At 74.1% G+C, this 12,113-nt stretch carries 12 protein-coding genes; 6 read left to right on the forward strand and 6 right to left on the reverse strand.

Going from position 1 to position 12,113, the window contains the following annotated elements:
• The first annotated feature begins 21 nt into the window (after positions 1 to 21).
• Positions 22 to 732 (forward strand): copper homeostasis protein CutC, encoded by a 711-nt coding sequence (locus tag IRQ30_RS19725; RefSeq protein WP_193614617.1) that lies wholly within the window; start codon positions 22 to 24, stop codon positions 730 to 732.
• The gene (locus tag IRQ30_RS19730; protein WP_193614618.1) at positions 729 to 989 is read left to right on the forward strand and encodes a DUF4031 domain-containing protein; all 261 of its coding nucleotides are present in this window, start codon (positions 729 to 731) and stop codon (positions 987 to 989) included. Before IRQ30_RS19725 ends, IRQ30_RS19730 begins: the two co-directional genes overlap by 4 nt.
• Here IRQ30_RS19730 and IRQ30_RS19735 read toward each other — a convergent pair.
• The 3 genes from IRQ30_RS19735 to IRQ30_RS19745 are packed head-to-tail and all read right to left on the reverse strand — an operon-like array spanning position 966 to position 3,927.
• On the reverse strand, positions 966 to 1,568 hold the full coding sequence (locus tag IRQ30_RS19735; RefSeq protein ID WP_193614619.1) for an HD domain-containing protein: 603 nt from the start codon (positions 1,566 to 1,568) through the stop codon (positions 966 to 968). The genes IRQ30_RS19730 and IRQ30_RS19735 overlap by 24 nt on opposite strands.
• Positions 1,569 to 1,617: 49 nt before the next feature.
• Entirely contained in the window at positions 1,618 to 2,466 is an 849-nt protein-coding gene (locus IRQ30_RS19740) for an oxygenase MpaB family protein (RefSeq protein ID WP_193614620.1), read from the reverse strand.
• A 60-nt stretch (positions 2,467 to 2,526) separates the two neighbouring features.
• A complete protein-coding gene (locus IRQ30_RS19745) occupies positions 2,527 to 3,927 on the reverse strand; it encodes an MSCRAMM family protein (RefSeq protein WP_193614621.1) in 1,401 nt (466 codons plus the stop codon).
• A gap of 149 nt (positions 3,928 to 4,076) precedes the next feature.
• Here IRQ30_RS19745 and IRQ30_RS19750 point away from each other — a divergent pair, with 149 nt between their 5' ends.
• On the forward strand, positions 4,077 to 4,586 hold the full coding sequence (locus tag IRQ30_RS19750; RefSeq protein ID WP_193614622.1) for a hypothetical protein: 510 nt from the start codon (positions 4,077 to 4,079) through the stop codon (positions 4,584 to 4,586).
• 60 nt (positions 4,587 to 4,646) lie between these two features.
• Here the strand turns inward: IRQ30_RS19750 and IRQ30_RS19755 are convergent, their stop codons facing one another.
• The 3 genes from IRQ30_RS19755 to IRQ30_RS23930 all read right to left on the reverse strand — a co-directional run bounded on the left by IRQ30_RS19755 (position 4,647) and on the right by IRQ30_RS23930 (position 8,974).
• A complete protein-coding gene (locus tag IRQ30_RS19755) occupies positions 4,647 to 6,287 on the reverse strand; it encodes a DNA repair helicase XPB (RefSeq protein WP_193614623.1) in 1,641 nt (546 codons plus the stop codon).
• 118 nt (positions 6,288 to 6,405) lie between these two features.
• On the reverse strand, positions 6,406 to 6,954 hold the full coding sequence (locus IRQ30_RS24295; RefSeq protein WP_193614624.1) for a CGNR zinc finger domain-containing protein: 549 nt from the start codon (positions 6,952 to 6,954) through the stop codon (positions 6,406 to 6,408).
• Positions 6,955 to 6,964: 10 nt separating this feature from the next.
• Positions 6,965 to 8,974: a helicase-associated domain-containing protein gene (locus IRQ30_RS23930; RefSeq protein ID WP_338089796.1), complete on the reverse strand. Its 2,010-nt coding sequence runs from the start codon at positions 8,972 to 8,974 to the stop codon at positions 6,965 to 6,967.
• A gap of 297 nt (positions 8,975 to 9,271) precedes the next feature.
• On the opposite strand from IRQ30_RS23930, the gene IRQ30_RS19770 reads away from it, so the two are divergent.
• The 3 genes from IRQ30_RS19770 to IRQ30_RS19780 form a co-directional block, all read left to right on the forward strand.
• The gene (locus tag IRQ30_RS19770) at positions 9,272 to 10,093 is read left to right on the forward strand and encodes a PP2C family protein-serine/threonine phosphatase (RefSeq protein WP_193614626.1); all 822 of its coding nucleotides are present in this window, start codon (positions 9,272 to 9,274) and stop codon (positions 10,091 to 10,093) included.
• On the forward strand, positions 10,090 to 11,442 hold the full coding sequence (locus IRQ30_RS19775; RefSeq protein ID WP_193614627.1) for a hypothetical protein: 1,353 nt from the start codon (positions 10,090 to 10,092) through the stop codon (positions 11,440 to 11,442). Before IRQ30_RS19770 ends, IRQ30_RS19775 begins: the two co-directional genes overlap by 4 nt.
• 16 nt (positions 11,443 to 11,458) lie before the next feature.
• Positions 11,459 to 12,113 (forward strand): RDD family protein (locus tag IRQ30_RS19780; protein ID WP_193614628.1); only part of this gene is annotated, 655 nt, incomplete at its 3' end.

Raw genomic sequence — 12,113 nt, forward strand, 5'->3', positions numbered from 1 at the left:
GTGAGCGCCTACAGTGCGGTCATGGGCAGAGCGCTCCTCGAGGTCGCCGTGCTGCACGCGCGCGACCTGCCGGGCTGCGAGCAGGGCGGCGCCGACCGGCTCTCTCTCGCCGTCGAGGGCGAGGGCGACGGCCGCTCTCCCGACCTGGCGCTGGCGGCGTCGGTGATCCGCGGCACCGAGCTCCCGGTGCGCGTGATGCTGCGCACCGACGACTCGCTGACCACGACCGGCGGGGAGTTCCTGCGGCTGGTGCGGCTGGCCGAGGAGCTGGTGTCGCTGGGCGCCGAGGGCGTCGAGCTCGGCTTCCTCGACGCCGACCTCGAGGTCGACGTCGAGACGTGCCGGGCGCTGGCCGCGGCCCTGCCCGGCGTGCCGTGGACCTTCCACCGCGCGATCGACCACGTCCTCGAGCCGGTCCGCGCCTGGCGCGCCCTGACGGCCGGGCTGCCGGGCCTGACCGCCGTACGCTCCGGTGGCTCGCCGCAGGGCCTGAGCCACGGCTACGACGACCTCCTGGCGCTCGCCGAGTCCGACCCCGACGTCGCGCGGCTGCTGCTGCCCGCCGGGGGGCTCCGGCCCGAGCACGTGCCCTGGCTCCTGCGGGCTGGGGTGCGGCAGCTGCACGTCGACCTCCAGGTGCGGCCGGGCTCGACCACCCGCTCGTACGTCGACGCCGACTACGTGCGCTCGTGGCGCCTGATGCTCGACGACGCGGCGTCGCGGTCCGCATGACGCTGCTCATCGACCCCCCGAACGTGCCCGGCCACGGCCGGATGTGGTCGCACCTCGCGAGCGACACCTCCTACGAGGAGCTGCACGAGTTCGCGCGCGTGCTCGGGATCCCCGAGCGCGGCTTCGACCGCGACCACTACGACGTGCCGTCGGAGTGGTACGACCAGGTCGTCGCGCTGGGCGCGCAGCCGGTCACCTCGCGCGAGCTCGTCCGCCGGCTGATCGCCGCCGGACTACGGCGCCGCAAGCCTCGCTAGCTCCGCCCCGACGTTGGCCCGGGCCGGCGCCTCCCAGGCCTCGCGGGCGTAGTCGGTGTGGAACAGGTGCGGCTTGGACAGCAGGTCGCGCAGGACCGCCGCGCGCCCCTCGACGAACACGTCGTCGGGCACGTGCGCGTAGTCGACCCGCACCGCGGCGACGTACGTCGCGTAGCGGGCGGGCTCGGTGGCGAGGATGCCGAGGTCGGCGTCGGACAGCGCGCAGCCGCTCGGGTCGTCGGCCTCCGGGCGGTGGGTCTCGGTGAGGCGCACCAGCCGCGCGACCTCGTGCACGAGGGACTCGTCGACGAGCTCCGGGAGCTCCGCCTCGGCCCACGCGGCCGAGCGCTCCTCGGCGTCGCGCTCGCCGTCGTAGACCGCGTCGTGGAACCACGCGGCGAGCAGCACCGGCACCCGGTCGTACGTCGCGCCGTGGCGGGCGAGCTCGTCGAGGCGCCCCAGCACCTCGGCGAGGTGCGTCGTGTCGTGGTAGCCGCGAGCCTCGTCGGCGTAGGCGGCAAGGAGCCGGTCACGCAGGTCGGCGCCGTCGGGCAGGGGCCAGGCCGAGAGAACGTCCATCGGCACAGTCAAGCACCGGCTCCCGACAGGACGCGCGTCACGGCGGGCCTCAGGAGGGGCGCCCGGCGCCCATCGCCCAGCGGATGGTGCCGGTCGCGAGCCCGCCCAGGGCGCGCACGACGGTGCGCTCGGAGACCGGGAGCCACGGCAGCCGCAGCGGTCGCCGCGTCCAGCGCGGCATCATCGCCACGGCGGCGGCGACCAGCACGCCGTAGGGAGCCCTGGCCGCGAGCGGCAGCGGCGGCTTGAAGAGCAGGTAGCGCACGGCCTCGCGCGCCTCCGGCGTCCCGCGCAGCTCCGGGCGGAAGGCCGCGAGGTCCTCGGCGAGGGCGGCCTCGGTCAGGGGCGGGTCGATCACGCCGAGGCGGCGCGCGACCTCGGCCGCCTGCTCGACGTACTCGTCGCGGCCGGCCTGGTCGAGCGGCTCCTTGCCGTAGAGCGTGTGGGCGCGCAGGAAGCTGTCGACCTCGGCTATGTGGACCCAGCGCAGCAGGTGCGGGTCGGAGGCGCGGTAGGGCGTGCCGTCGGGCATCGTGCCCACGACCCGCTCGTGGATGGAGCGTACGATCCGGATCGACTGCTCGGCGTCCTCCGCGGTCCCGAACGTGGTGGTCGCCAGGAAGCGGCTGGTGCGGTTGAGGCGGCCCCACATGTCGCCGCGGAAGCCGGAGTGCTCCGAGACGGCGCGCATCGCGGCCGGGTGGAGGGTCTGCAGCAGGAGGGCGCGGATGCCGCCGACGAACATCGACGCGTCGCCGTGCACCCGCACGATCGCGCTGTCGGGCTCGAACCAGCGTGGACCCGGGGTGTCGTGGATGCGTGCCGCGTGAGCGGCGCCGTCCGGGCCGGCCACCCGCAGGAACAGGGCGGTGCCGAGCCGCTCGCGGACCTCGCTCATCGTGGACACCCTGCCATCGTGCCAGCGGGGCCAAGCGGCCCCCGGGGCCGCGCGCAGCCGCTACGGGGTGACGGTGGCCGTGACCGTGACGGTCGTGGTGGCCGTGGCGGTGGAGGTTGAGGTCGGCGCCGTCGCCGACGGGGTGGTCGGCGTGCTCGTCGCGGTGCTGGTCGCCGTGCTGGTCGCCGTGCTCGTGGGCGTCGTGGGTGGGGTGCTGGACGGCGTGGTGGTGGCGTTGCGCTGCAGGGTCAGGTTGGGCAGCCGCACGTCCTGGTTGATCCGGACGCTCAGGTTGGGGACGGTCAGCTGCTTGTAGTTGCCGTCGAAGCTGTTGTAGGCCACGAGGGTCATGCCGACCTGGCTGCGCAGGTTGCCGCCGAGGTAGAACCCGCCGTTGGTGGAGCTCGTGGTCTGCGCGATGAGCGCGCCGGCCCGGTTGTAGAGACGCAGCGTCACGCCCTGGAAGGCGGTGCCGCTGTCGCCGCGCAGGACCCGGCCCGTGAGGGCGCCGCCGCGCTGGGTGAGGGCGAAGCTGCCGAAGGCGCCGCGCCCGGGCCGCACGTAGCCGTTGGAGACGTTGCCGCTGCGCCCGAACCACCGACCGGTGTCAGGCATGATGATGCGGTAGCGACCGGGGTAGACGCCGGGGAAGGCGATGGAGCCCCGCGAGAACTTCGCGGTCCAGAACTGACCGGTCTTGCGGCTCACCACGGTGGCGAAGCCGCTGCCGGTGAGCGGCTGTCCACCGGCGTACAGGTCGACGCGCAGCTCGCCCGCACGCTTGCGGAGGTTGATGCGGACGTTGCGGAACTTCCCGGCCTTCACGCGGGGCACGTAGAGGCTCTTGCCCACCCACGCGCGGCGACGGTCGTAGGTGAAGATCGAGTAGTTGCCCGCAGGCAGGCCGCCGATCGCGAACTGGCCCTGGGCGTTGGCGACGGTGTCGAAGGACTGCTCGCTGGTGTTGGCCGCGACGACCTTGGCGCCGGCGCCCACCTTGCCGCCGGCGCGGACGACGCCGGTGATGGCCGCGCCGCGACGCATCCGGGCGTTGCGCACGGTGGTCGAGCCGGCGCGCACCCGCACGAGGACGTCGGTGGGCGCGTACTTGCGGACGTCGTAGGAGGGCCGCTTGTCGACGAACTGGAGGCGGTAGGTCCCGGCCGGAAGGGTCAGCGAGTACGTCGAGCCGGCGATCCGGCGGGCGCCGATGTAGCTCCAGTCGGCCCGGAACAGCAGCATCTTGAGCCGCAGCCGGCCGTCGCTGGCCCTGCCGACGACGTTGCCCCGGACCTTGCCGACCGACGCCTTCTCGCTGGTCGCCCTGCCGCTCGTGCCGGCTCCTGATCCGTCGCCGGCGAGCGCCGACTGCGCCGGCATCACGAGCGCGAGGCAGGCGACGATGGCGGTCAGCACCACGGCGAGGAGGGCGTGGTCGCGGCTGCGGGACGGGGAAGGCATGTGACAGGCTCCAGGTCGTGAACGCGGCCCAGCGCCGACGATCTCCTCACCAGGGTAGGTCGCTGCAGGTCACCGCGGGGCATTACCGCAGCAGACGTGCTGGACGTCACCCGGGATTACTTCGCCCGCCGGTGGGGCAGGGTGCGGGCATGAGCCAACCGCCCGTGCCCCCGCCGTACCAGCCACCCCCGCCGCCCACCCAGCCACCGGCGTACCAGCCGTCGGCCCCGCAGGCGGCTCCCCACGCGGCTCCCCACGCGGCTCCGCAGCCGACCCCGGCTCCCGACCCGAGCACGGGCTGGCTCCAGCTGACGATCCAGGGCAGCGTCATGACCGCGGGCCTGATCCCGCCGACGGTGCGGCTCAACGGCTACCGGGTGCCGACGCAGTACGGCCTCAACACGATCCCGTTGCCGGCGGGGCGCTGGCACATCGACGTGCACGGCCAGTGGCTGCTGACCTACGGGCAGGCGGCGCTGGACGTCGACATCGCCCCGGGCCACCAGGTGCCGGTGTTCTACGCGATGCCGTACCACCAGTTCACGACCGGGAGCATCGGCTTCGAGAAGCAGAAGCGCAAGGGCGTGTGGTTCGTCTACGCCTTCGCCGCGTTCTTCCTGGCGCTGATCGCGCTGATGGTGTTCGTCGCGTTCCTCTGAGCCGCGCGGCCCCGTGACCGGTCAGGCGGGCCGGTCAAGCGGGCAGGTCAGGCGGGCAGGTCAGGCGGGCAGGTCCTCGGCGTCCATGATCCGGTAGGCGTAGCCCTGCTCGGCGAGGAAGCGCTGACGGTTCTGGGCGAAGTCGGCGTCGACGGTGTCGCGGCTGACGATCGTGTAGAAGTGCGCGGACCTGCCGTCGGTCTTGGGTCGCAGCAGCCGGCCCAGGCGCTGCGCCTCCTCCTGCCGCGACCCGAACGAGCCGGACACCTGGATCGCGACCTCGGCCGAGGGCAGGTCGATGGAGAAGTTGGCGACCTTGCTCACGACCAGCAGGCCGACCTCGCCGCTGCGGAAGGCCTCGAAGAGCCGCTGGCGCTCCTTGACCGGCGTCTCGCCCTTGATGACGGGGGCGTCCAGCGCGGCGGCGAGCTCGTCGAGCTGGTCGAGGTACTGGCCGATGACCAGGGTCGGCTGCCCGGGGTGCTGGGCCACCAGGTCGCGCACGACCTGCACCTTGTGGTGGGTGCAGGACGCGAGCCGGTAGCGCTCCTCCGGGTCCGCGGTGGCGTAGGCGATGCGCTCGTGCGTCGGCAGCGTCACGCGGACCTCGACGCAGTCGGCCGGCGCGATCCAGCCCTGCGCCTCGATGTCCTTCCAGGGGGCGTCGTACCGCTTGGGCCCGATGAGGGAGAACACGTCGCCCTCGCGGCCGTCCTCGCGGACCAGGGTGGCGGTGAGACCGATGCGGCGGCGGGCCTGGAGGTTGGCGGTCATCCGGAAGATCGGCGCCGGCAGCAGGTGCACCTCGTCGTACACGATCAGGCCCCAGTCGCGGGCGTCGAGCAGCTCGAGGTGGGAGTAGACGCCCTTCCGGCGCGTGGTCATCACCTGGTACGTCGCGATGGTGACGGGCCGGATCTCCTTGACGGCGCCGGAGTACTCGCCGATCTCGTCCTCGGTGAGGCTCGTGCGCCGCACGAGCTCGTCCTTCCACTGCCGCGCGCTCACGGTGTTGGTGACCAGGATCAGCGTCGTGGCCTGCGCCTGGGCCATGGCGGCCGCGCCGACCAGCGTCTTGCCAGCCCCGCACGGCAGCACCACCACACCGGAGCCGCCGTGCCAGAACGACTCGGCGGCGTCACGCTGGTAGTCGCGCAGGTGCCACTCGGACTCGTCCAGCGCGATCGGGTGCGCCTCGCCGTCGACGTAGCCGGCGAAGTCCTCGGCCGGCCAGCCCAGCTTGAGGAGCGCCTGCTTGAGGTTGCCGCGCTCGGAGGCGTGCACCGCGACCGTGTCGTCGTCGAGCCGCTCGCCGATCATGCCGGCGATCTTCTTGGCGCGCAGGACCTCCTCGAGCACCGGGCGGTCATTGCTGACCATGACCAGGCCGTGGACCGGGTGCTTCTCCAGGCGCAGTCGGCCGTAGCGGGCCATCGTCTCCGCGACGTCGACGAGCAGTGCGTGCGGGACGGCGTAGCGGCTGAACTCCAGCAGCGTGTCGACCACCTGCTCGGCGTCGTGTCCGGCCGCGCGCGCGTTCCACAGCCCGAGCGGCGTGAGCCGGTAGGTGTGGATGTGCTCGGGCGAGCGCTCCAGCTCCGCGAACGGCGCGATTGCGCGTCGGCACGCCGCCGCCTGCGCGTGGTCGATCTCGAGCAGGAGCGTCTTGTCCGACTGGACGATGAGGGGGCCGTCGTTCACCTGGTGAGTCTACGGACCGGGTGAGATTCGCCGGTCGACCGGCGTTTCTCACGCTTCTGGGGGTGAGTTTCAGCGGTCAGGCTCCAGTTTCGCCGGTCGACCGGCGAAACTGGACCGCTCAGGCCGACTGGGCGAGCGCGAGCGCGAGCGCCTGCGCCTTGCGGCGCGCGCGGTACGCCGCCACGTTGGCGCGCGAGGAGCAGCGCTCGGAGCAGTAGCGGCGCGAGCGGTTGGGGGAGGTGTCGACGAAGACGTGGTCGCACGGCGCGGCCTCGCAGACGCCGAGGCGCGAGGGGCCCAGGTCGCAGACCAGGGTGGCCAGGCCCAGCAGCGCCTCGCCGACGAGCAGCTCGGCGACCGAGGCAGCCTTGGTGGCGACGTGCAGGTGAAGGTCGCCGGGGTCGTGGTCGGAGATGCGGGGGGTGATCGGGTGCCGGACCATGAGCGCGTTGAGGCCGTCGATGACCCCGCGGTCGTCGCCGGCGGCCGAGGCCTCGAAGACCGGCCGGAGCTCGCGCTGGAAGCGCCGCAGCTGCGTCAGGTCGCGCTCGGTGCACTGCTCGTGCAGCCACTCGCGCCCCTCGAGGTGGTCCACGAGCGCGTCGACGTCGGCCAGCTCGGTGTTGAGGAGGCCGGCCGTTCGCTCGGCGTACCTGATGAAGTCCACGCCTGCGAGTCTACGAAGGCCCGTCCAGCGACTTCACGGTGGTGATGCGGTGGACGGCGAAGGTGCGCACGTCGTCGGAGCGGTGGTCGCGCGCGGTGAGCTGCCCGCCCTCGACCGAGAGCGGGTCCACGATCCGGTCCGTGGCGGTGCCGTGGTTGTCGACGTAGCCGATCAGCACGGCGCCGCCGATCTCGATGGCCTCCCGCAGCGCGGTCAGCGAGCCGCTCGGCGACAGGGTGGTCCCGGTGGCGGGCCGCGAGGCCGCCGCGCGGTCCCCGGACCGGATGGCGGTGATCGTGGCGGCGATCCGCGCCGACTCGTGGGCGTTCGCGGCGGCGGCGCGGCGGGCGCGGGGGGTGCGGGCGCGCAGCTGGTCGGGGCGGGTGACCCGCACGGTGCCGTCGGCGGCCTCGACCACCGGGGCGGCGCCGAGGTCGCGCAGCCGGGGGAGCAGGACCTCGATCGGGGTGGAGCTGATCAGGACCGTCGGCGCCAGCCGGCGCAGCCCCAGCGGGCCCACCTTGGGATGGTGCAGCAGCTCGGTCAGCGCGGTCTCGTCGTCGGCGCGCAGGAACGACTCGGCCTGCCCGACCCGGATGGCACCGAACGTGCGGACCGTGTCGTCGACCAGGTACGTCAGCGGCTGTGGCACCGGCGTGCGTGAGACCGTGCCGAGGAACTCGTGCACCTCCGCCGCGGTCCAGCCGAGGTCGAGGGCGCGACGCACGGAGCCCGGCGTGAAGCGGTACGTCGTGGCGCCGCCGCGCGACTCCACGTCGGCCAGGAGCTGCAGCCGCCGCGCCAGCGACGACTCGAGCGGACCGGGCGCGACGGCGGTGAGGTCGGCCTGGATCAGCACGTGGTCGACCGGCTCGGGCAGGAGGGCGGCCATGGTGTCGTGCGGGTCGCCGCCGTCCAGCAGCACCCGGGCGTACGACGCCAGCCCGCCCAGGCCGGTGGCCCCGAGCGCCGCGGCCTCCTCGACGGTCCAGGCGACCTGGTCGGCCCGCGAGCGCGGTCGCCGGGGCCGCAACCACGCCAGCCGCGCGAGCAGGGAGGGCACGCCCGTGCCGGCCGCGAGCACCTGCCCGGGCGGCAGCCCGGCGAGCACCTGCAGGGTCATCAGCCGCGCCTCGGGCATGGTGCGCGCGGCCAGCTCGGGGGTGAGGACGTTCCACGGCTTGCCGGCGGGGTCGCGGCTGCCGACGAGGCCGGGCATCCGCGGGCTCTCGAGCCACGACCGGGCCACGGCCGACCAGCGAGCAGGGACGTCCTGCGCGCTCCAGGTGTCGAAGACGTCGGTCGGCACCCACACCAGGTTGCCGTCGGTGTCGGCCCGCGAGGCCAGCAGCCCGGCAGTGGAGGCGCACTCGATGATCAGCGCGGCGGCCTGCTGGTCGACGTGGAGGAACGTCGCGGCCGCCTTGAGCTCGCGCACGCCCAGGCCTCCGCTGCGCAGCGCCGGCGCCGGGTGGGTGCCCCAGTGGTCGAGGAGCAGCTCGAGGCGCCGCACGAGCTCGAACGCCGCTCCGCCCGCGACGCGGTCGACCAGGGCCTGCTCGCGGGCGGTGGTGGCCAGCCCGGGGACCCGGTCGGCCGGCTCGCTGGTGGTGGTGCCACCGCGCAGGACCAGCCCGACCTCGCCGGGCAGCACGACCGTGCCGGTGCCGCGCGGCACGAGCAGGCGCCGCGAGAGCAGCTCCTCGGCCGGGTTGGCGGCCTCGCGGGGCGACACCGTGTGGCGCGCGGCGCTGGTCGTCGCCTCCCCGCCCTGCTCCAGGACGTGGTCGAGCAGCGCCCGGGCCGGGGCGGACAGCTCGGCGAGGCGCGTGCCGACGTCGCTGGGCGACAGCGGCTCCGCGCTGCGCGGGCGCAGGCCGCTCACGCCCGCCTCCGGTCCGCCGGTGAGGCCCTCCGCGACGCCGGTGAGCGGACGCAGGCCGCCGGTCGACTCCCACACGAGCACCAGGTCGGTCAGCCTGCGGAGCGCCGCCTTGACGGCACCCGGGTCCGCCTGCACTGATGTGCAGAGTTCGGTGGGTGTGGTTTGGCCGCTGACCACCAGGGCATCTAGGACAGTGAGCTCGAGACGTGTGAGACCGTCGAGCGCTCGGACGACCGACGTACGCACGGCAGCACGCGAGGCGAGCTGGCCGAAATCATGAGGGGCGGGAGTGGCGAGATCGGGACGCTCGGAGAGCAGGGTCGACAGCCGTTCGTCCGTCCAGCCGCGCAGCTGGTCGGCGAGCGACCGGAACCCCCTCGTCGTACTCATCCTTCCCACGCTATCCGGCCTCCCCACCCACGAGGCCACCAGATGACCGGCGTGGAGCTCCACCACGGGGCCGCGACCGACGTCGGACTGGTGCGCGAGGTCAACGAGGACGCCTTCCTGGTCGCCCCGCCGGTCTTCGTCGTCGCCGACGGCATGGGCGGCCACGACCGCGGCGACATCGCCTCGGCGATCGTCGTCGAGGAGTTCGCCCGGCTGGCCGACCAGGGCTACGACCCCGCGCGGGGGGCGGCCGTCGTCGCCGAGATCCTCGGGGACTGCCAGGCCCGCATCGCCGAGTACGACGCCAGCCAGCGCGCCCAGGGGGCCGCCGACTTCCACGCCGGCACGACGGCCGTGGTCGCCCTGCTGATCGAGCAGTCCGGCGAGCCGAAGTGGCTGCTCGCCAACCTCGGCGACTCCCGCGTCTACCGCTACAACCACGGAGCGCTCGAGCAGGTCAGCGTCGACCACAGCCTGGTCCAGGAGCTCGTCGAGTCGGGGGCGATCACCACGGCCGACGCCGCGGTCCACCCCGAGCGGCACGTGATCACGCGGGCTCTGGGCGGCACCGGGAGCACCGAGGCCGACTACTTCGTGCTCCCGCTGTCGGCCGCCGAGCGGCTCGTGCTCTGCTCCGACGGCGTCAGCGGGATGATCGACGACGCCGCCATCCAGCACATCCTCGGCTCGGCCGACGACCCGCGCGACGCGGCCGACCAGATGGTCGCCGCGGCCGTCGCGGCCGGCGGACGGGACAACGCGACGGCCGTGGTGGTCGATGTGGTGGGATTGGTCGCCGAGACACCGTATGACTCCGAGCGCCAGCGGGTGAGTCTCGAGGAGAAGTTGGGAGCCCTGCCATGAGCCAGGACAACAGCACGTGGTCCTACCGGCCGGGGGACTGGCTGGCGATCTTCGGCGCCACCACCACCCTGTTGCTGCCCGCCAGCGAGAAGGCGCGCGCCGCCCAGCTGTGGGACCAGGTCGACGGGGGCTCGGGCTTCGCCGAGACGCTGGACCAGGTGCTGGCCCCCGGGCTCAGCGTGCTGCCGGCCTTCGTGCTCATCGGGACCGGCGACGGCCCGACCAAGGTGATCGTCCGGGGGGCCGGTGTGCGCGCCACGCTCACCACCGACGACGAGACCGTCGAGCTCGACGGCTCCACCGTCACCACCTGGGTCGAGAAGACCCTCGAGGGGGTCAGCGCCATCGGCGTCGAGGTCGGCGAGGCCGACCGCCCCGGCCCCGACCACCTGATCGAGGGCGGCCTGGTCCGTGTCGCCCGCATCGACTTCCCCGCGCGCACGGCCGACGAGGCCCCCACCACTCCGGCCGCCCCGGAGGCGGCGCCGCTGGGCGCCCCGCCCGTCGGGTTGCCCGCCGAGGAGCCCGTGGTCGAGCCCGTCGACGCGTCGGCTGAGGAGCCGGTCGACGAGCCCGCCGGCGACGCCGTCGCGCCCGAGGAGCAGCCCGCGACCGAGCTGCTCGACGTGGCGGCCTACGACGCCGAGGAGGACGCCGCCGAGGTGCGGGAGGACGCTCTCGGACCGCTCGACACCCCGGCCGAGGGCGTCGAGGCGCCGCCGGCCGGCATCAGCCTGATGGACCCGCCGCCCTCCGACGACGACGGCTCGGGGCTCGTGTGGGACGAGGACGGCGCGGACGCACCCCCGCTGCCCCCGCCGCCGATCCCGCCCGCCCCCGTGCCGGGCGGCCCGCCCGCCGACGCCACGGTGCCCCCCGTGTCGGGCCCGCCGCCGACCGACCACGACGGCCTCACCCAGACCGGACCCGCGACCGGGGAGTTCGCGCGCGAGAAGCCGGGCATCCCCGGCCAGCCGCCGGCCCCCAACGTCACCCGTCCCGTGGCCCGGCTGATCGTCTCCAGCGGCGACACGGTCGAGGTCGACCGCGTCGTGCTGATCGGACGCGCGCCGGAGGCGCGGCGCTTCACCGTTACCGAGCAGCCGCGGCTGGTCACCGTGCCGAGCCCGCTGCACGAGATCTCCTCGACCCACGTCGAGGTGCGTCCCGGCACCGGCGCCGACCACGGCAGCGCGGTCGTGACCGACATGGGCTCCACCAACGGCACGGTGCTGGTCCAACCGGGGCTCGGCCCCGAGGACCTCAAGCCCGGCATCGCCGTGCAGCTCATCCCGGGCGCGATCATCAACCTCGGCGACGGGGTGACCATCCAGGTCACCAACCCCTGACCTCAGAGACGGACCCATGAGCGCGCCGCACGACGCCACGACGTACCCGCCCGCCGAGCTCGACCGACGCTTCTACGCCTTCACGATCGACCGGCTCATCGCCTGGAGCATCTACGCCGGCGCCACCTACGCGGCCTACGTCTACCTGATCGAGCCCGGCGACGTCGCGGCCGGCATCGCCCTGATCGCGGGGGTCGTGCTCCTCGTCGGCCTCGTGCACGCGCTGCTCCTCGGTCTCAAGGGGACGTCGCCGGGCAAGGCCCTGGTGGGGCTGCGGGTCGTCGAGGACGCCACCGGGACGCCGATCGGGGTCGGGCGGGCGCTGCTGCGCACGCTGGTGCTGGGCGTGGCGACGCTGCCGACGATCGGCCTGGGCGTCGCGACGCTCGCCTGGACCGCGGTGATGGACCCCGCCAACCAGCGCCGCGGCTGGCACGACCACGTCAGCCACGGCGTCGTCGTGGACGTGCGCCCCCTGCCCGAGGTCGTGGAGGAGGAGGAGGTCCGCCCGCGCCAGCTGGTCAACCTCACCGCGATGCGGCTCGTACCGGCACCCGCGCAGCCCGTGGTCTCGGTCCCGACCCCTCGCCGGCTGCCCAAGCCCACCGCGCCGCCGGCGGGCGCGCCGTCCCCGCAGCCCGCCGCGCCCCGGCCCGCCGCTCCGGCCCCGA

It is taken from the genome of Nocardioides lijunqiniae, from assembly GCF_015024225.1.
Classification (GTDB): Bacteria; Actinomycetota; Actinomycetes; order Propionibacteriales; family Nocardioidaceae; genus Nocardioides; species Nocardioides lijunqiniae.